The organism is Bacillus sp. BF2-3 (genome assembly GCF_008368795.1).
In the GTDB taxonomy this organism is placed as follows: domain Bacteria; phylum Bacillota; class Bacilli; order Bacillales; family Bacillaceae_G; genus Bacillus_A; species Bacillus_A cereus.
Map to the genome: position 1 here is coordinate 285,133 of NZ_QOSA01000006.1, position 18,632 is coordinate 303,764.

Genomic DNA, 18,632 nt, shown 5'->3' on the forward strand with positions numbered 1-18,632 from the left:
TTTTTATCATATTTCCTATAGAAAAATAGGTGTTTGTCTGTATTGGAATTCCGCTCTTTTATTTGTACGTATTGGAATAATTGAAAACTTAGACTAGGGTGATCCAGAGATTATTTTCTACACAAAAAAGCTCAGAGTATACATACTCTGAGCTTTTATTTAGAATAAATTAATTTGCAACAACATTAACAAGTTTTCCAGGAACAACAATTACTTTACGAACTGTTTTCCCTTCAATTTGGTCTTGAATTGCTTCAAGTGCAAGTTGTTCCATTTCTTCTTTTGATGCGTCTTTACTCATTGTTAGTTTTGCACGAACTTTACCCATAACTTGAACAACAATTTCAACTTCATCTTCTACAAGTTTAGACTCATCAAATGTTGGCCAGCTTGCATATGTGATTGTTTCATTGTATCCAAGTTTGCTCCATAGCTCTTCCCCGATATGAGGTGCAACTGGTGCAATCATTTTTACGAAACCTTCTACATATTCTCTCGGAAGTGTTTCAGCTTTGTATGCATCGTTGATGAATACCATCATTTGAGAAATCGCTGTGTTGAAGCGAAGCTCTGCATAGTCTTCTGTTACTTTCTTCACTGTTTGATGGTAAGCTTTTTCAAGCTCTTTATTTGGTGCGTCAGTAATTTTCTCACTTAATTCACCGTTATCTTGAACGAATAGACGCCATACGCGGTCTAGGAAACGACGAGCTCCGTCAAGACCATTTTCAGACCAAGCAATTGAAGCATCTAATGGTCCCATGAACATTTCGTATAGACGAAGTGTATCTGCACCGTGGCTTGCTACGATATCATCAGGATTTACAACGTTACCTTTTGATTTACTCATTTTCTCGTTGTTTTCACCTAGAATCATACCTTGGTTGAATAATTGTTGGAATGGCTCTTTCGTTGGAACTACACCGATATCGTATAATACTTTATGCCAGAAACGAGCATATAGTAAGTGAAGTACGGCATGTTCTGCACCACCGATATAAATATCAACTGGAAGCCATTGTTTTACTTTTTCAGGATCTACAAGTGCTTCGCTATTGTTTGGATCGATGTAACGTAGGTAGTACCAGCAGCTACCAGCCCATTGCGGCATTGTGTTCGTTTCACGACGACCTTTTTTACCAGTCTCAGGATCAACAACATTTACCCACTCGTCAATGTTAGCAAGTGGTGATTCACCTGTACCTGAAGGACGGATGTTTTCTGTTTTCGGAAGAACTAATGGTAATTCCTCTTCTTTCACAGCTGTCATTGTACCATCTTCCCAGTGAATTACTGGAATTGGTTCACCCCAGTAACGTTGACGGCTGAATAACCAGTCACGTAGACGGTACGTTACTTTTTGATTTCCTGCGCTCGTTGCTTCAAGCCATTCAATCATTTTTGCGATTGCTTCTTCTTTATTTAATCCATCAAGGAATGCTGAGTTTACGTGTGCACCATCACCTGTGTACACTTCTTTCGTAATATCTCCGCCTTTTACAACTTCCTTCATTGGAAGATTAAATACTGATGCGAATTCATAGTCACGCTCATCGTGAGCTGGAACTGCCATTACAGCACCTGTTCCGTAAGTTGCAAGAACATAGTCAGCGATCCAGATTGGTAATTTCTCACCGTTTACTGGGTTAACTGCGTAAGCACCAGTGAATACACCAGTTTTCTCTTTCGCAAGTTCTGTACGCTCTAGGTCACTCTTCATTTTTACAGCGTTAATGTAAGCTTCTACCGCTTCTTTTTGTTCTGCTGTTGTAATTTCTGCAACAAGTGCATGTTCTGGAGCTAGTACACAGTATGTTGCACCAAATAATGTATCAGGGCGCGTTGTGAAAACTGTGAATTTCTCGTCTGTACCATCGATGTTGAAGTGTACTTCTGCACCTTCAGAACGACCGATCCAGTTACGTTGCATATCTTTTAAGCTTTCAGGCCAATCAAGCTCATCTAGATCTTCTAATAGACGATCTCCGTAAGCTGTAATTTTTAACATCCACTGTCTCATCGGACGACGCTCAACTGGATGTCCACCACGCTCACTCTTACCGTCAATGATTTCTTCGTTTGCAAGTACTGTACCAAGTGCTGGGCACCAGTTTACAGGTACTTCATCAACGTAAGCTAAGCCTTTTTCAAATAGTTTTAGGAAGATCCATTGCGTCCACTTATAGTAGTTTGGATCTGTTGTATTTACTTCACGGTCCCAATCGTAAGAGAAACCTAATGATTTAATTTGGTTACGGAACGTATTAATATTATGCTCTGTAAATTCAGCTGGGCTGTTTCCAGTATCAAGTGCATATTGCTCTGCTGGAAGACCAAATGCATCCCATCCCATTGGATGCAGAACGTTATATCCTTGCATACGCTTCATACGAGATAAAATATCTGTCGCTGTATAACCTTCTGGATGTCCTACGTGTAAGCCTGCACCTGATGGATATGGGAACATATCTAGTGCATAAAATTTTGGTTTTTCTGTCTCATCTGGCGTACGGAATGTTTTATTCTCTTCCCAGTACCCTTGCCACTTCTTCTCAATTTCTTGATGATTAAAGCTCATGAGATACCCTCCTTGAAATTCTATTTATTTTCACCGCCCAAAATACAAAAAACCTCTCATCCCTAGAAAGGGACGAGAGGTTATAGATTCCCGCGGTACCACCCTAAATTAATGTACAAATATACATTCGCTTAGATCCGTAACGTGGATTAACGGCAATTGCTACTATTAGTTTCACAACTGCAACTCAAAGGCGAGTTCATAACGAAACGTGGATTGACTTGCACCGACCGTCAACTCTCTAAACCAGCTTCTATTACTACTACTCCTTCTCACTGTTATTACACATATAAGTTAAGTGAACTATCCTTCACCTAGTATCTCTTAAGAGCTTACTTAAAGCGAGGACTTCTCGGTTAATCGTTACTCTTAATAACTAACGAATTCATCTTAAGACAGCCGAGCTATCTCCCTTGTTCTAAAGGTTGTTTTATTTAAATATATTCTAAAACATGTTACATGTTCCGTCAAACTAAACTGCAATTTTTTCTTCAACTGTTTCTTCTACTTTTACTCGTTTATCATAAATGCTCGTTGCTATAAGCGCTACTACAAGCATTACCATGATTGCTATAAACAATACTTCCATATTGTATAAATCCACAATTGCTCCGCCAACGACCGGTCCGAACATTTTCCCTACAGTCGCCGCACTATTTACGACACCTTGATAAAATCCTAATTTATCTTTTGGTGCAAGTATATTTGCAATCGTTGGAACCGCAGGCCATACAAATAACTCACCAATTGTTAATGTTACCATCGCAACGAGGAACATCGTAAATTGCTGCGCTTGACTTAACACAATGAATGACGCCGCAAAAATGAAGATTCCAATCATAATTTGCTGTTTTAAAGAACGCTTCATCCAAAGAATTAGCATACTAACAAGTGGTTGTGCACAAACAATCATCGCTCCGTTTATCGTCCATAGTAAACTATAGTGACGAAGGCTAATATTCAATTCTTGCATATGTGTTGCAATCGCTCCTTGCCACTGTACGTATGTAACCCAGCATAAAGCATATGCTACACACACGATAAGAAGTGCTTTAAATCCAGGTGTAAGTGACCACCCTTTTTTCGTTTCGACTTCTTTTTGCACTCCTGGCTCCTTCTTGTCTTCCATACCGCGGAATCCAATAAAAGCAATTAAAAAGAAAACAAAGTATAAAATAAAATTCGCTAAGAAAATATAATCAAAACGATACGATGCAACTAATCCACCACATGCTGTTCCGATCGCAATACCAACATTTTGTCCAACGTACATCGCATTAAATGCCCGTCTTCCGCCTTCTGGCCAAACCGTACCAACCATCGCATACATCGATGGGAAGACCATTCCAGAACCGAAGCCGATTAACGCTAGCCATACAACATATAACGGCCAACCGTGGAAGAACACAAGACCTAAAATCGATACAAGTGTAATCACAATCCCTACTAAAGTTGATTTATAACCGCCCCATTTATCAAATAAAACACCGCCGAGCAAGTTTCCGATTACACCAGTAAGCGAATTGATCATTAATACCATTCCGGCCACAGATAAAGATTTTCCTAGGTGATCATGCAAATAAATTGTATTAAAAGGCCATAAAAAAGAAGCACCCGTGACATTAATAATCATCCCAGCTACTAATAGCCATACTTTCCTTGGCATAGTTTCCCCTCCTATTCTATTTTTTTCGATCATATATATAACAGTAAAATTGTAGTCGTTTTTAAATAGGAAGGCAACTGATTAATAGTTGATGAAATTCAGATAATGGTTCAACGGTAAATGAAATTATATTGATTGCTTCTTGGATTATATCAGCGATTATTAAAATATATCGACTTACCGACAAAAAATGACAACAGTAACAATGTATAAAGAGGCTGCATGAACTTCATGCAGCCTCTTTATACTATCCAACTTCCTTTTCTCGCTTCGCACTTTCTTTAGCGCTCCATTTAAATATTTTATCTAATAAGGAATATATTCTCCCAGATTCTTTCGTTAACAAAGGTCCTAACGATGCTAATATTAAAACATACAAAGCTGAGAATGGTTTAATAGTTGCCATTAAGCCGCCCGCAATTCCAATATTCGCGACGATAATGGAAAATTCTCCGCGTGATACAAGTGTTAAACCGATATTCGTAGAAGCCTTATGCGATAACCCAGCTTTACGCCCCGCAACCATTCCAGCAGTAAAATTACCGATAAGAGTAATGAAAACTGCTCCTAATGCCAACCACACTGCTCCTCCAAGTGAAAATGGGTCTATACTTAAACCGAAGCTGAAAAAGAATATAGCTCCAAAGAAATCACGAAACGGAACAACGAGCTGTTCAATTCGATCACTATGCTCTGTTTCAGAAAAGACGAGCCCTAATAATAATGCTCCAATTGCCTCCGCGACATGAATCGTTTCTGAAAATCCTGCTACAAAGAATAAAATAGCGAATATTACGATAATAAAAATTTCATTGGACGAAATATCTAACATTTTATTTAAAAATCGTGTAGCTTTTCTAGCAACTACAAAGAATAGTAGCATATACCCTACTGCGATTAAAATAGATGTAAGAGCACCTACAAATGACGTTGCCCCTCCGAGTACTAATCCTGAAACGACCGATAAATATACGGCTAAAAAGATATCATCAAACATAATGATTCCTAAAATTAGCTCCGTCTCTTTATTACCAGATCTTCTTAAATCAACAATTACTTTCGCAACAATTGCACTCGATGAAATTGTTATGATCCCAGCAATAATTAATGTTTCTAATAAGGGGAAACCCATTATATATCCGTAAAGTAAACCTAATATAAAATTAAGCGATATATGAACAGTTCCCCCAAAAGCAATTGACTTTCCTGATTTAATTAATTTTTTAATTGAGAATTCTAAGCCTAAATAGAATAAGAGGAATATAACGCCAACACGGCCGAGGAAGGAAATAACTTCTCCGCTTTCAATAAATCTTAAATCGATAATCCCTAAATCTGGGGCATGGGGCCCCACTAGCATACCGAGTATAATGAGAAACGGAATAATCGAGAACTTTAACTTTGCAGCGAGAATAGCTGCAAAAGCGACTAATACTAACGCAGTCCCAACTTCAAAGATTAAAGTATCCATCGATTATGAATCCCCTCCTACTGAAAGCAACTCATTAATAATTCTTTTTACTTCATGTCTTTCACCTGATAGTACGAGCATATCGCCAGCTTCAATGATAGAATCTGGGCCTGGATTAAAGAACTTCTTCATATTCTTTTTCAAAATGGCAATAATCGTTACGTTATATGTGTTTCGGACATGTAAACTACCAATTGTTTTTTGTACGACTGGTGCATTATTTTCCACCTTAAACCACTCAATTGATAATCCTTCAAAGGCCATTTCAATCGTATCTAAAGCTTGTGGTCTATATACCATTCCGCCCAATATAGCTGCAATTTGTCTCGCTTCGGAATCACGAAGAGAGACGCTTGAAATACTCTCCTCATGATCAGCATCAAAATGGTACATTTCTCTTCGGCCATCATCATGAATAACGATAACCATCTTTTCATTACCTTTTGTAATCACTTCAAACTTACATCCAATACCCGGCAGTTCACTCTCTCTAATATTCATATTTTCCGCCTCCTAATTCTTTTAGTTACGGCTTTTATAAATCGACATCAATCTCCGTTTTAAAGGTCTCATCCTTTGAAATACCTAAATACTTTAGCGTCTCTGATGGAGTCGCGTGATGAAAATGTTTTTGCAACAGCGCAATCGCTATCCCTCTTTTGTACGCATGAAATCCGAATGTTTTTCGCATTGAATTCGTTCCGATCTTACCAACAACTCCAACTGCTTCTGCAGCATTATGAATTACACGATACGCTTGTTGGCGCGTAATTGAATTTGGCGTTTTATTAGATTGAAATACGTAATTTTCTCTTTTAACGCCAATAGATTGTACGTAATCTAAAAGCGCTTCTTTTACTTTTGTATTTAAATAAATATCTTGTTTGAATTTTTCATCTTTCACAGGAAGAGTATAAAACTCTTTAACAGTCCCATCTTCATTTAATACATCTTCAAATTTCATGCTAAGTAATTCTGTAATTTTTAATCCTGTGTTAATTCCAATAACAAATAAAAGATAATCTCGCTGGGAGTGCTCTTTTAAATATTTTTTCATAGCCTCAATTTGGCTTATATCTTTTAATGCCTCTACAACTTCCATACATGTATTCTCCTCATCTTATGAACGGTAATTTTCTCATTATGTTGTCCATTTTACCTTATCATGCTATGAGATTTCCATGTGTTATCCATTATTTTCACAATATACTCAGGTGGTTCTGAAAACTTTCAATGTGGAAACTTACGATTGTATAAATACGTTGCGGTAAAAAATGTGGGGATAAAAGCTTAGCTTCTTTCTACAGATTGGATTCCTCCTTTCCTTATACAGCTACTTCTACTTTTATATTACGTTACTTACTTACATCATATTATACATTTCAGTAACATTAAAGCGTTTTTTCTGAAAATAATAAAAACCGAGCGTTTTTGCTCGGTTTTTATTATTAATCTTCTTTCGGAAGAACAATTCCTTTATACAATTGAACTGTAATAAGGTAATAAATCGTGTAAATAACTACGAAAATTACGATTGGTACCCAAATACGGAAGTACGGATCAAGTAAAATAAATCCGAAAATATTCATACCAACTAATACGTGAGCAATACCTACAATTGCTGGGAATAGGAATACTAAGAATAACTCTTTATAAATTGATTTTGTTAATAATTCACGGCGCACCCCGATTTTACGAAGCATTTGATAACGTGTAATATCTTTTGATGCACCAGAAAGAATTTTGAACATTAAACAACTTGCCATCATTGCTAAGAAAGCAATTCCAAGGAAGAAGCCCATAAACACTGTTCCGCTCGCAACACCATAGAACATGTCGTAAGATTGATATTTACTGTTCATTCTTTCAGCTGTTACATTTTTATATTTATCTAATTGCAACTCGTCAAGTTTTTTCCATTCTTTTGTATATGTTAAGAAATCATCTGCTTTTCCGATAAATGCTATACCTTCTTTACCACTTATCCCATCGTACATTTTTTGATCTACAATTTTAATTGCATGATCTTCGTATATATAATATGGATGAATTGTGCTAAAAGCATCTACCCATTCTTCTGGAAGTTCTTTAGCGTTCGCATCTTTTTCATTCATTTCTCTAGAAACTGCACCTACTGGTAATTCCTGTGCAGCCTTCTTCGTATTTACTAAATCCTTCATCGACTTCATATTTTCCATATCTTTTACTAAAGGACGATTTTTCTCTAAATCTTCTTTTACATAGTAAACGTATTTATCATCTACTTTGTAACGATATTCGCTTTTCTCTTTAAATGTAATACCGTTTAAAATTTTCTTTTCTTCAGCTGTCGGATTATGAACTACTGAATCATAGATTACTAAACCATCAACCATTTTTATAACGTTATTTTTAAACGCCATACCACCTGAAATTGCACCAGCTCCAAGAGCAACTAACATCGCTACTGTTGCAAGTACCTTTGTTAAGTTATTAATACGGAAATTTAATTGTGCAAATGTAAAAGCGTTAAGTCCTTTTTCACTACGCTTTTTATTACTTTTTAACTTTTTAATAATAACTGGAAGAAGTGATCCAAATAACATGTAAGTACCAGCTGTTGTTGTAATTAATGCAATAAGGATTCCCATCTCTCTTAATTTTTCCATATAAATCATTGATGCATAGCCAATTCCTAATAAAATAACCGCAAGGAAGGCAACTAAACCTGTCATTTTCCCTTTTACTGCAACACGTTCTGTTTGTGCATCTGCATGTACAAGTTGCAATACAGAAATACGTGATAATTTAATACTGTTCATAATTGCTGATAGTACAAATAATGCAAAGAAGAAGATGCAAGTAACAGTCATAGATGGGAGGTAAAATGCTTTATAGCCTTCACCAGCAAATTCTAATTGTTTCATTAATAATTGACCGATACCTTCTGCAAGTCCTACACCAACTGCAATTCCAATTGCAAGAGACGCGGCGCCTAATACAATTGTCTCAATAAACATAAGTAATGTAACTTTATGCTTTTTTGCTCCTAACATCATATACATACCAAACTCTTTTTGACGAAGAGATAGTAAGAAAGAGTTCGCATATAAAATATAGAAGAACGTTATGATTGCTAATAAAAATGAACCTGCTTGGAATACAAATCCGATTGATTTAATCACTGAATTAGATTCAAGAAATGATTCATTTAGTGCTAACGTTTGAAACATATAAAAAATTGAGATCGACATGACAAGACCAACAAGTAAGACGATATAATCTTTTAGCTTACTCTTTAGCCCTGACATGGAAAGTTTGAATAACATGCTCTAGAACCTCCTTTCTTACGCTTTTTGTGTGCCTAAGTCCGCAAGCACATCTAAAATTTCTTTATAAAACTCTTCACGTGTACCGCCGCGGTGAATTTCTTTATATAGCTCACCATCTTGAATGAATAAAATACGCTGACAGTAACTTGCACTGTACGGATCATGTGTAACCATCATAATAGATACGCCTTGATCTTTATTTAAGTTTGTCATCGCATCAAGTAAACTCGTTGCATTTTTAGAATCAAGCGCTCCTGTTGGCTCGTCCCCTAAAATAATTGCCGGCTCATGCACTAAAGCACGCGCTGCTGCCGAACGTTGCTTTTGCCCACCAGATACTTCAGATGGGTACTTTTGAAGTATTTCTGTAATCCCTAACATATCCGCTACTTTCTCGACTTTTGGTCCAATGTTACGTGATGGAACACCTTGCAAGGAAAGTGGAAGTGCAATGTTTTCATAAATAGATAAGTTTTCTAACAAATTAAAATCTTGGAAGATGAATCCTAATTTTTGTGAACGGAAATCAGAAAGCTCACCTTGCTTCATTTTTGTAATATCCGTACCCGCAATTTCAACAACGCCGCCCGTTGCTTTATCTAATGTTGAAATTACATTTAATAATGTCGTTTTACCAGAACCAGATGGTCCCATAATTCCAACAAACTCACCCTCTTGAATTGAGAATGACACACCTTTTAACGCGTGTGATTGGTTCTCACCTTTTTTACCGTACACTTTTTGAACGTTTTTCACGTCTACAACTGGTTTCGTCATATATATCCTCCTACGCTTGTTTTTCCATTACCTATTTTGCGCCTTTTGGAGGTGAACTGCTATTTGTTAACATTACATTTACCTTACACTTTTGTAATATAAAGAAGGTGGGCGTGTAAGTTTGGCTTTTACTACTTTGAATATTAGTGACATATCGAATTGGTAAATGAAATTATATCGGCGATTTTTCAAATATATCGGCGCAACTACAAAAGCTGAAAATAAAAATAGGCTGCTCCACAAAAGGAACAGCCCACTTCTCTCTCTATTTCTTTAAAGGTGTTACCGTCCAGTACGTAATAACACGCCAAATCCATTCTAATGGACCCATTTTAAAGATTTTCATCCAAATTACGCTAAATACAATTTGAATTGCATAAATTGCAATACATACATATAAAGTCTGCATGTAAGTTAAGTTACCTGCAAAGTTAAATACACTACCGGCAATTAAAATCATTGCCGTTTGTCCGATATAATTTGTTAAAGCCATACGACCATAGTATTTCAATGGTGCTAATAATGTTTGAACTGGTTTTAACTGAAGTAATAAAATTAATGCTCCTACATAGAAAGCTGAAATAATTGGTCCAACAGTAATACCAATTTTTAGAAACTGGCTTGCAGCATCCATTGTTCCGTCTTCATTCATCAATATCATATTTACAAATGGGCCAGCAGGCACGTGTCCATATTGATACCATACAGCTATGACACTTAAAACAAACATAATGCCTGTAAAAATAGCGACTTTCTTTATATTTTGCGAAAGATTTTCAAATACACGATATTGTCCTGCAGCAAGACCTAATAAAATTAAACCAAGTGGTAATAGTTCTTTAACACCCATTACACTAAAGGCTATTGTCAAAATAAGACCAATTACTAAGTTCACTTGTTTTTTCGCTTTATAAAACGGTAAAACGATTAATCCGCAAATTGCATATAACGTTAACGCTTCTCCAGGCTGAAACATGTAATGAATCAAACCAAAAATAAATAATGCAACTACGCGGCGGAAAAATAGAACATATCCATTTTTCCCTTTCGCAATCGCTCTTGTAATGAATATATAGAATCCCACTCCAAATAAGAATGAGAAAATCGAGAAGAAACGACCTTCTACAAATAAGTATAGAAACCTTTGATAGCTAGCATCTACTGTATTAGGATCTGGAGTTTTAATATTAAGTAGTGCTAAAATATTTACTAAAATAATCCCTAGTAGTGCAAAGCCACGAATGTAATCTAACTCATCAATTCGCTTGTTTATAATATTGTTCCCCATAAAGCAACTCCTTGTATAAAACTTAATCCTTTCTTACTCTACTGGAGAAAGCTGCTCACAACTATCGACAAACCTTACAGGAATCTTACATTATTGTCATATAGCAAAATAAAACCAGGTCATATTGCGACCTGGTCTACTCTGATTGTTTCGATTTTTGAGGTTGTCCTTTTTTACTATTACGCTGTTTTACTTGAACAATCGGATCAAGTTCATTCGAAAACTCAGCGTTATGTCCATTTTGCGTTTTTTGTTCTGGGTTATTTTGATCTGAACGTTTCGCCATTACATTCACTCCTTATTAGTGCGGTGTAATAATCATTTGATGTTGCAATTGGCGAATTGCCATACGTGCTCTATTTAATTGCTCACGTTGCTCATCATTTGCATGTTGTTGCATCGTTTGTAAATCGTTATACGCTTGTTCTAATTGTAACTGCGCATCCGAATACTCCATCGTATTATAATGCTCTTGTCTCATACCTTGGTCTAATTGTTCTTTCGCATATTCCACCGCTTGTTCCGCTTGTGTAATATACGATTCAAGTGATTGACGCTCTGCCATAATTGTCCCTCCTTGCTTCAATTCCCCTTTAGTGTGTCCCTTCCATCTGAACCTTATGAGTATGTTATAATGGATTTTGTTTCATTTTGACTCGGCTTAGGAGGGAAAGTAATGAAGGTTCAAAACCCTTTTCCATATACAAACGACAATAAACGTTATCATACATGGAATTATCATTTACGAAATGAATTTGGTGAAAAAATCTTTAAAGTTTCATTAGATGCTGGCTTTGATTGCCCGAACCGTGACGGTACAGTTGCTTATGGCGGTTGTACATTTTGCAGTGCTGCTGGATCTGGTGACTTCGCTGGCGATCGCCGCGATGATGTTATAACGCAATATCATGAAATGAAAGAAAAAATGCGCTCAAAGTGGAAAGATGGAAAATGTATCGCTTATTTCCAGGCGTACACAAATACACATGCACCACTTGAAGTGTTAAAAGAAAAATTCGAACCGCTTCTAGCAGAAAAAGACGTTGTCGGTCTTTCTATTGCGACTCGTCCAGATTGTTTACCGGACGATGTTGTTGAATATTTAGCGGACTTAAATAAACGCACTTACCTTTGGGTTGAACTCGGACTACAAACCGTCCATGAACGTACTGCAAATCTTATTAATCGTGCTCACGATTATCCTTCTTACGTTGAAGGTGTAAATAAATTACGTAAGCACGGCATTAAAGTTTGTTCTCATATTATTAACGGCCTTCCACTTGAAGATTACGACATGATGATGGAAACAGCTCGTGAAGTAGCGAAGCTTGATGTACAAGGAATTAAACTCCACTTACTTCACTTATTAAAAGGAACGCCAATGGTGAAGCAATATGAAAAAGGACAACTCGAGTTCCTTTCTCTTGAGGATTACGTAAGTCTCGTTGTTGACCAACTTGAAATTATTCCAGAAGACGTAATTGTGCACCGTATCACAGGTGACGGTCCGCCTGATTTAATGATTGGTCCAATGTGGAGCTTAAATAAATGGGAAGTATTAAATTCCATTGATGCAGAATTTGTACGCCGCGGAAGCTGGCAAGGAAAATATGCAAATGAGGAGAAACAAAAATGAAATTAGAACGTGTATTACCGTTTGCTCGCTCGCTTCTGCAAACGGCAGTAAAAGAAGGCGATTACGCTGTAGATGCAACTTTAGGAAACGGCCATGACACTTGCTTCCTAGCTGAAATCGTTGGAGATAACGGAAAAGTATTTGGATTTGATATTCAAAAAGAGGCAATTGAAAGCTCAACAACTCGTCTAAAAGAAAAAGAACTTTTCGAACGTACTGTTTTAGTTCACGATAGTCACGATACACTTCTATCCGTATTACCAGAAGATGCAAAAGGAAAAGTAACAGGCGCAATTTTCAACTTAGGTTACCTTCCAGGCGGAGACAAGCATATCGTTACAAAACCGAACTCAACAATCTCAGCGATCGAACAATTATTAGAAGTAATGGCACCTGAAGGTATCATCGTCCTTGTTATTTACCACGGACACCCAGAAGGACAAGTAGAACGCGACGCTGTTCTCAAATTTGCCGAAGAATTAGACCAAAAACAAGCACACGTACTGCGCTACGGCTTCATTAACCAGCAAAATAACCCGCCATTTATTGTGGCGATTGAGAAGCGATAAAGTGAAACTTTAATCAGTGGGGGCATCCCCACTGATTATTAGTTGAACCAATCGGGCATTTATGGGCAGTTTATCTCCCACCTAACCTCTTTGCTCCAGGCGAATTTTAAGGTGGGAGTTTTACTGCCCGTTAATGCGGGGTAATATATCAACGATTTTTCAATTATATCTATCGTAACTCGGGATATATCAACGATTTTTTCGATATATCTATCATAACTTACAATATATCAACGATTTCTCGGATATATCGATTGTTCGACAAAACATAACAAAAAAAGACGTGTACTCACTGCACGTCTTTTTGTTATTCTCCTATATAATGGATGTAAACATTCTTAAAGGAGACGAAACAATGATCGGAATACTAGCAGGAATGGGACCAAAATCAACTGGGCCATTCGTCGATACAGTTGTAGCAAGGTGCCAAACAATATACGGAGCAAAGTATGATATGGACTTTCCTCATATGATGATCTATTCGTGCCCAACACCGTTTTACATGGATCGCCCTATTGATCACGAAGCGATGAAAAAGGCGATTATTGACGGAGCACAAAAACTTGAAAGTACTGGCGCAAGCTTTATCACTATGCCGTGCAATACGGCGCATCTTTATTTTGAAGAATTACAGCGTTCGCTTTCTATCCCGATTTTAAATATAGTCGATGAAACGTTACAAGCAATTCCTGAAAATACAAAAAGAGTCGCTCTTCTCGCAACAGAAGCAACTGTTCAAGCTGGGATTTACCAAGATGGGATTGCAAAACGTAATATAGAGTACATTCATCATGAAAAATGGCAGGAAATGATTAATCAAATCATTACTTATATTAAATCTGGGGAGGTTGAAGAAGCTCGCGAATTGTGGAATGCGCTCGTTTTACAATTGAGAGAGGAAGTTGATACGGTAATTATCGCATGCACCGATTTGAATGTGGTGGCGAGTGAGGATTTTGTTGATTCCTCTCAATGTCTTGCTAATGCGGTTGTTAGGATGTATCTATCAAATACAAAGAAATCTTCATAAACATAGAAAACATCCCTTTTGAAATGTGTTTTATGTTTTATGAAAATCATCCTAAAAACTTTTAACTTTCTTCACAATTCTTTCAAAGTAATCACACTTAATCTCGCTATATTAAATAAGTAGTTATTCATATAGGGAAGGTTAGGGGAACTGAAAGTATGAAAGTAAATCGTTCGCTTCATTACATTTTTTGGCGTTGGCATTTTTATGCTGGGCTTTTTATTACGCCGCTTCTTATTACGTTGTCACTGAGCGGAATTGGGTATTTATTTCGGGAGGAAGTTGAAGATTTCATCTATAAAGATTTATATTTTGGGAAGAGTGCTCAAACAGAATCTATTTCGATGTCTGATTCTATTTCCTTAACAGAGAAAAAATATCCACATTATAGCGTGGCGAAAATTAGTGAGTTTAATGGGGATTATAATACGAGACTTACAATTGCAAATGAGTATACTGGGCAACAAAAATATGTGTATTTAGATAGTAATAATCAAATTGTTGGGGATCAAAACGCAAGTGAAACATTTGCCAATATAATGAGGGAATTACATAGTTCTCTTTTAGTTGGTGGCACTGTCGTAAACTATACTGTAGAACTCGCGGCATGCTGGACAATCTTTTTAATCGTAACCGGATTGTACATGAGTATACGACAATTCAAAAACACACCATCATCCAATAAGCGAGAAAAAGCAAAAAGACGTCATTCTATTATCGGTATTATATTTACAATTCCTCTCTTTCTGCTAGTCGCATCTGGATTGCCATGGTCAGGATTTATGGGGAACCAAATTTATAAAATCGCATCGTCAAATGAATCACTCGGATATCCAAAATTGTACATGGCTCCGCCTGAATCAAAGGTAAAAGAATTGCCGTGGGCAACAAGAAAAGAAGCTCCGCCTGAATCAAATTCAAATGAACCGAAAGCAATTTCTGTCGATGAATTACAAAAAGGAATTGAAATAAAGAAGCCATATGTTATTTCACTACCAGCTGATCCGAAAGGTGTATTCACTGTTTCGAAATCGAGCGGTTCTGGTATTACAGGTATGCATGTTGCACCAAATGAAGAGATAACAGCTTACTTTGACCAATATAGCGGGGAGCTCATTTCAAAAACGGACTATCGTGATTATGGATTACTTGCACAATGGTTCACTTACGGTATCCCGCTTCATGAAGGACATTTATTCGGATGGCCAAATAAAATATTATGCTTACTAACGACATTATCTCTACTACTTCTCATTTATTACGGAATAAAAATGTGGTTAGCAAGAAAGCCGAAAGGAAAATTAGCAGCACCTCCAAAACAAAGAGATAAGAAAAGTATATTCGTTTTCTTTATCATGATGGTGATACTAGGCGCTGTCATGCCTTTATTTGGACTATCTGTTTTAGTTATTTTTGCAATTGAACTTCTCATATATGTATTTTTAAAAATACGATCATAATGAAAAAGCATTTGTACCATCGTGTACAAATGCTTTTTATTTACTGTTCTCTTTTTTTCTACCACTTATTAAAAAAACAATATCTACTATAATAATCAATGCAATGATAATTTGAGCTACATAATCCATCGTTGTAGGACCGCCGGTTTTATTCATCATCATATACATTCCAGTTACAAATGAAATGGAAAGTAGCACAAGTAATGTTACTTCAATATTGTCATATAGCTTTTGAAACAATCGCTTCATTTCCACCACCACCTTTACCATATTATAACAAAAAACCACTCTACATGAGTGGTTTTCTTCATCACTGCGCTGTTTTCTTTCGGTACATCTTCCCGTTCCAATAGAAGAATCGTGAAGTGAGGCCTCCGTACTTTACAATGCGCCGTGCCATTTTGTGCATATTCTTTTGTGCTGATACTTTTTGATCTGATAAATAAATACCAAGTAACCCTCGGCTTATAAGGCGATGAAACTTCGCATGAGGCAAATCACCAATGCTCTTCTCTGCTTCTTCTACAAAGTGTTTCATACGATCTAATATTGCTTGCTCGTTTTCATAATAACTACAGAAATTCAAATCCCCGCCGGCGCGGTCTTCTTCTTGATCAATGAAATAATCAAGTAAGATATGAAGTCCTTGTACGTAAGGGAAGTACCCTTGTCTAATTTTCGCAATATCTTCATCATGTAATTCATCATGAAATGCATATGCTATAAGACAGAAAATTCCAAGTGTAGAACCGGCACATGCTGAAAATTCAAACCAACTCATCTCAGGTAAGTTTTCTTTATGTGCTTCAAACCAATTTTTCAGGCGCGGCTCTCTTTCTTCTAATTTCACGTGTTTATGAATTTGCAAATCACAATAATAACAAGCAAGTTCATGAAGAACAGGAGCAATTTTGTCATAGTGCTTCGTTTTCTTTAAAACATCTTGGCATGTTTCAACAAGTTCATCTAAATAACCACCATCATCTTGATCATCACGATAACGATAATAATTACCGCCACCTTCTACTTCAGGTGATAATGCCATTAACATCGATTCATGCAGTGCGGCAAAATCATTTGGATCAAGTGATGTACTGCGATCACATAAATTATCTAAATAGTCGCTGATCGTTTGATACGCTACGATAAAACGAATACATTCTTCTCGGTGTTCATTTGCTAGCAGAGCTAAAATGCCACCGCCCTCACAATGAAACGTTTTATGCTCAATACTTGCGATTGCCTGACTATGAAGCTCATCATTCGGAATATGGTAGGCACGCTCTTTCCACATCGCTAGCTCATGGTGTACAACCGGAAACACATCACGGTATACTTTCGCCATGAGCGTTATGGGATTACTCGGTACGTTCACTTCTTCCTTCATCTCCTCTATTAAATGTACAAATAATGATTTATTTGTTTGTTTTTACTATATTATTGACATGCATTTCAGTAAATGACTGAATATAACTCAAAATTTCATCACGCTCATACTCATTTAATAACTCGTGATAACAATTCGGCCATTCTTTAAAAGCCTTATCACTTATTTTAACATTATCAAACCAAGTGCGGACACGTGTTTTATCTACAAGTTTATCCTCACAAGCTTGCATTAGCAAGAGCGGAACATCTGGAAAATCATCTATTTTTTTATGAGCGATTTCGATAGACTTAATCAATTCACTATACCAACGTACTGATACTTTGCGCAAGAACAAAGAATCATTCTCCATTGCATCTCTCACTTCGTGGTTACGTGTTGACATTTCCACCGTAAGATTCGTTGCAAATTGCAATTTTGGAGCCACAACATTTAATATTTTTGAAGCAAATTGAAGCGGAGCAGAGGGTCCAGTCACTACCCCTAAACAAGGCGAACTCAAAATAATACCCTCTACATCTTCTCTCTTCGTTTCTTGCATCATACGAATGACAATAAGACCACCCATACTATGACCGAATAGAAAAATAGGTAACCTATACTTTCTTGCTTCTTTCACCCATAGTTTAACTTCCTCTATGTATTCATCAAATGAATCAATATGTCCTCTATTTCTTGAAGTCGTTCCATGTGACGGAAGATCCCCCATCACGACGTGGTAGCCGATATGATTCCACATTTCCGCAACGGCTTCGTAACGTCCGTGATATTCCATTGCGCCGTGCACAATAACAATGACAGCCTTTGCTTCCTCCGCTTCATAATTCCACATACGGCTCTCCTCCATTTCACTCTTTCTCATAATTTGATACACTAAAACTAGTCTCTAGGAAAGGAAGACTTTACATGATATATCCTTACAAAGAAAAAAAACCGAAAATTGCGAGTAGTGCTTTTATCGCTGACTATGTTACGATTACAGGCGATGTTTACGTTGGCGAGGAATCAAGTATTTGGTTTAATACAGTCATCCGTGGTGATGTGTCACCAACGATCATTGGAGACCGAGTAAATGTACAAGACCAATGTACACTCCACCAAAGCCCTCAGTATCCTCTTATCTTAGAAGATGATGTTACAGTTGGGCATCAAGTTATTTTACATAGTTGTCATATTAAAAAAGATGCTTTAATTGGAATGGGATCCATTATATTAGATGGTGCTGAAATTGGCGAAGGAGCTTTTATCGGCGCTGGAAGCCTCGTTTCACAAGGAAAGAAAATTCCACCAAACACGTTAGCTTTCGGTCGTCCCGCGAAAGTCATTCGTGAATTAACAGCAGAAGACCGTAAAGATATGGAGCGTATTCGCACGCAATACGTTGAAAAAGGTCAATATTATAAATCATTACAGAAGTAAATTTCCGCTGCCATAAGATTGGCAGCTTTTTTTATATAAA

At 36.9% G+C, this 18,632-nt stretch carries 18 protein-coding genes and 1 other annotated feature; of the genes, 5 read left to right on the forward strand and 13 right to left on the reverse strand.

Annotation, left to right across the window (positions count from 1 at the left end):
• Nucleotides 1–169: 169 nt before the first annotated feature.
• The 10 genes from leuS to DN401_RS07170 form a co-directional block, all read right to left on the reverse strand.
• Nucleotides 170–2,578, reverse strand: coding sequence for a leucine--tRNA ligase (leuS, locus tag DN401_RS07120; RefSeq protein ID WP_000009461.1), 2,409 nt, complete (start codon nt 2,576–2,578; stop codon nt 170–172).
• Nucleotides 2,579–2,643: 65 nt separating this feature from the next.
• Nucleotides 2,644–2,863, reverse strand: a binding site (T-box leader).
• Between the two features lie 187 nt (nt 2,864–3,050).
• A complete protein-coding gene (locus DN401_RS07125) occupies nt 3,051–4,244 on the reverse strand; it encodes an MDR family MFS transporter (protein WP_149287641.1) in 1,194 nt (397 codons plus the stop codon).
• Nucleotides 4,245–4,491: 247 nt separating this feature from the next.
• Nucleotides 4,492–5,715, reverse strand: a complete 1,224-nt coding sequence (locus DN401_RS07130) for a cation:proton antiporter (protein ID WP_000380163.1) — start codon at nt 5,713–5,715, stop codon at nt 4,492–4,494.
• A 3-nt stretch (nt 5,716–5,718) separates the two neighbouring features.
• On the reverse strand, nt 5,719–6,216 hold the full coding sequence (locus tag DN401_RS07135) for a cation:proton antiporter regulatory subunit (RefSeq protein WP_001026053.1): 498 nt from the start codon (nt 6,214–6,216) through the stop codon (nt 5,719–5,721).
• Between the two features lie 34 nt (nt 6,217–6,250).
• Nucleotides 6,251–6,817 (reverse strand): tyrosine-type recombinase/integrase, encoded by a 567-nt coding sequence (locus DN401_RS07140; RefSeq protein ID WP_000454210.1) that lies wholly within the window; start codon nt 6,815–6,817, stop codon nt 6,251–6,253.
• A gap of 346 nt (nt 6,818–7,163) precedes the next feature.
• Nucleotides 7,164–9,023 carry an FtsX-like permease family protein gene (locus DN401_RS07150; protein ID WP_149287642.1) on the reverse strand — a complete coding sequence of 620 codons (1,860 nt, stop codon included), beginning with the start codon at nt 9,021–9,023 and terminating at the stop codon, nt 7,164–7,166.
• Nucleotides 9,024–9,041: 18 nt separating this feature from the next.
• The gene (locus DN401_RS07155; RefSeq protein ID WP_000165844.1) at nt 9,042–9,803 is read right to left on the reverse strand and encodes an ABC transporter ATP-binding protein; all 762 of its coding nucleotides are present in this window, start codon (nt 9,801–9,803) and stop codon (nt 9,042–9,044) included.
• Between the two features lie 265 nt (nt 9,804–10,068).
• Nucleotides 10,069–11,091: a DUF418 domain-containing protein gene (locus DN401_RS07160; RefSeq protein ID WP_000527695.1), complete on the reverse strand. Its 1,023-nt coding sequence runs from the start codon at nt 11,089–11,091 to the stop codon at nt 10,069–10,071.
• Nucleotides 11,092–11,227: 136 nt separating this feature from the next.
• Nucleotides 11,228–11,377: a hypothetical protein gene (locus DN401_RS07165; protein WP_001129340.1), complete on the reverse strand. Its 150-nt coding sequence runs from the start codon at nt 11,375–11,377 to the stop codon at nt 11,228–11,230.
• A 15-nt stretch (nt 11,378–11,392) separates the two neighbouring features.
• Nucleotides 11,393–11,656 (reverse strand): YtzC family protein, encoded by a 264-nt coding sequence (locus DN401_RS07170; RefSeq protein WP_000840869.1) that lies wholly within the window; start codon nt 11,654–11,656, stop codon nt 11,393–11,395.
• 111 nt (nt 11,657–11,767) lie between these two features.
• On the opposite strand from DN401_RS07170, the gene mnmL reads away from it, so the two are divergent.
• The 4 genes from mnmL to DN401_RS07195 all read left to right on the forward strand — a co-directional run bounded on the left by mnmL (nt 11,768) and on the right by DN401_RS07195 (nt 15,786).
• Nucleotides 11,768–12,727 (forward strand): tRNA modification radical SAM protein MnmL/YtqA, encoded by a 960-nt coding sequence (mnmL, locus tag DN401_RS07175; RefSeq protein WP_000868032.1) that lies wholly within the window; start codon nt 11,768–11,770, stop codon nt 12,725–12,727.
• Nucleotides 12,724–13,296: a tRNA 5-(aminomethyl)-2-thiouridylate-methyltransferase MnmM gene (gene mnmM / locus DN401_RS07180; protein ID WP_000764472.1), complete on the forward strand. Its 573-nt coding sequence runs from the start codon at nt 12,724–12,726 to the stop codon at nt 13,294–13,296. Before mnmL ends, mnmM begins: the two co-directional genes overlap by 4 nt.
• A gap of 355 nt (nt 13,297–13,651) precedes the next feature.
• Nucleotides 13,652–14,326, forward strand: coding sequence for an aspartate/glutamate racemase family protein (locus DN401_RS07185; RefSeq protein ID WP_146718247.1), 675 nt, complete (start codon nt 13,652–13,654; stop codon nt 14,324–14,326).
• A 158-nt stretch (nt 14,327–14,484) separates the two neighbouring features.
• Nucleotides 14,485–15,786 (forward strand): PepSY-associated TM helix domain-containing protein, encoded by a 1,302-nt coding sequence (locus DN401_RS07195; protein ID WP_048538442.1) that lies wholly within the window; start codon nt 14,485–14,487, stop codon nt 15,784–15,786.
• Between the two features lie 36 nt (nt 15,787–15,822).
• On the opposite strand, the gene DN401_RS07200 is transcribed toward DN401_RS07195, so the two are convergent.
• Genes DN401_RS07200 through DN401_RS07210 form a run of 3 tightly spaced genes read right to left on the reverse strand, consistent with a single transcriptional unit; the run spans nt 15,823 to nt 18,005 of the window.
• Nucleotides 15,823–16,056 (reverse strand): hypothetical protein, encoded by a 234-nt coding sequence (locus tag DN401_RS07200; RefSeq protein WP_118961730.1) that lies wholly within the window; start codon nt 16,054–16,056, stop codon nt 15,823–15,825.
• A gap of 40 nt (nt 16,057–16,096) precedes the next feature.
• Nucleotides 16,097–17,161, reverse strand: coding sequence for a tetraprenyl-beta-curcumene synthase family protein (locus DN401_RS07205; RefSeq protein WP_121868480.1), 1,065 nt, complete (start codon nt 17,159–17,161; stop codon nt 16,097–16,099).
• Between the two features lie 40 nt (nt 17,162–17,201).
• Nucleotides 17,202–18,005 carry an alpha/beta hydrolase gene (locus tag DN401_RS07210; RefSeq protein WP_000267421.1) on the reverse strand — a complete coding sequence of 268 codons (804 nt, stop codon included), beginning with the start codon at nt 18,003–18,005 and terminating at the stop codon, nt 17,202–17,204.
• Between the two features lie 74 nt (nt 18,006–18,079).
• Here DN401_RS07210 and DN401_RS07215 point away from each other — a divergent pair, with 74 nt between their 5' ends.
• Complete coding sequence (locus DN401_RS07215; RefSeq protein ID WP_000640188.1) at nt 18,080–18,592, forward strand: gamma carbonic anhydrase; 513 nt, start codon at nt 18,080–18,082, stop codon at nt 18,590–18,592.
• The last annotated feature ends 40 nt before the right edge of the window (nt 18,593–18,632 follow it).

Bases quoted from the DNA above. Each gene is read 5' to 3' on its own strand.
- DN401_RS07135 (WP_001026053.1), bottom strand. From the start codon at position 6,216: ATGAATATTAGAGAGAGTGAACTGCCGGGTATTGGATGTAAGTTTGAA.
- DN401_RS07195 (WP_048538442.1), top strand. From the start codon at position 14,485: ATGAAAGTAAATCGTTCGCTTCATTACATTTTTTGGCGTTGGCATTTT.
- DN401_RS07125 (WP_149287641.1), bottom strand. From the start codon at position 4,244: ATGCCAAGGAAAGTATGGCTATTAGTAGCTGGGATGATTATTAATGTC.
- mnmM (WP_000764472.1), top strand. From the start codon at position 12,724: ATGAAATTAGAACGTGTATTACCGTTTGCTCGCTCGCTTCTGCAAACG.
- DN401_RS07200 (WP_118961730.1), bottom strand. From the start codon at position 16,056: ATGGTAAAGGTGGTGGTGGAAATGAAGCGATTGTTTCAAAAGCTATAT.
- DN401_RS07155 (WP_000165844.1), bottom strand. From the start codon at position 9,803: ATGACGAAACCAGTTGTAGACGTGAAAAACGTTCAAAAAGTGTACGGT.
- DN401_RS07130 (WP_000380163.1), bottom strand. From the start codon at position 5,715: ATGGATACTTTAATCTTTGAAGTTGGGACTGCGTTAGTATTAGTCGCT.
- DN401_RS07140 (WP_000454210.1), bottom strand. From the start codon at position 6,817: ATGGAAGTTGTAGAGGCATTAAAAGATATAAGCCAAATTGAGGCTATG.
- DN401_RS07210 (WP_000267421.1), bottom strand. From the start codon at position 18,005: ATGTGGAATTATGAAGCGGAGGAAGCAAAGGCTGTCATTGTTATTGTG.
- DN401_RS07150 (WP_149287642.1), bottom strand. From the start codon at position 9,023: ATGTTATTCAAACTTTCCATGTCAGGGCTAAAGAGTAAGCTAAAAGAT.
- mnmL (WP_000868032.1), top strand. From the start codon at position 11,768: ATGAAGGTTCAAAACCCTTTTCCATATACAAACGACAATAAACGTTAT.
- DN401_RS07165 (WP_001129340.1), bottom strand. From the start codon at position 11,377: ATGGCGAAACGTTCAGATCAAAATAACCCAGAACAAAAAACGCAAAAT.
- DN401_RS07215 (WP_000640188.1), top strand. From the start codon at position 18,080: ATGATATATCCTTACAAAGAAAAAAAACCGAAAATTGCGAGTAGTGCT.
- leuS (WP_000009461.1), bottom strand. From the start codon at position 2,578: ATGAGCTTTAATCATCAAGAAATTGAGAAGAAGTGGCAAGGGTACTGG.
- DN401_RS07170 (WP_000840869.1), bottom strand. From the start codon at position 11,656: ATGGCAGAGCGTCAATCACTTGAATCGTATATTACACAAGCGGAACAA.
- DN401_RS07160 (WP_000527695.1), bottom strand. From the start codon at position 11,091: ATGGGGAACAATATTATAAACAAGCGAATTGATGAGTTAGATTACATT.
- DN401_RS07185 (WP_146718247.1), top strand. From the start codon at position 13,652: ATGATCGGAATACTAGCAGGAATGGGACCAAAATCAACTGGGCCATTC.